This window comes from Nostoc sp. UCD121 (assembly GCF_014222285.1).
GTDB lineage: Bacteria > Cyanobacteriota > Cyanobacteriia > Cyanobacteriales > Nostocaceae > Nostoc.
In genome coordinates, this window is the sequence record NZ_JACKZS010000619.1 from 1 (window position 1) to 237 (window position 237).

Sequence of the window (237 nt, forward strand, 5' to 3'; positions counted from 1 at the left end):
TGTTAGGTGTCTGGAGTCAAATCTGGGTGCCGCAGCTAACGCATTAAACACTCCGCCTGGGGAGTACGCACGCAAGTGTGAAACTCAAAGGAATTGACGGGGACCCGCACAAGCAGCGGAGCATGTGGTTTAATTCGACGCAACGCGAAGAACCTTACCAAGTCTTGACATATTACGGAAGAAGTTAGAGATAACTTCCTACATCTTCGGATGACTGTAATACAGGTGGTGCATGGT

1 rRNA gene is annotated in these 237 nt (G+C 48.9%); it reads left to right on the top strand.

The annotated features are described in order from the left end of the window. Window positions 1-237, top strand: a 16S ribosomal RNA gene (locus GNF10_RS37720); the annotation flags it as partial.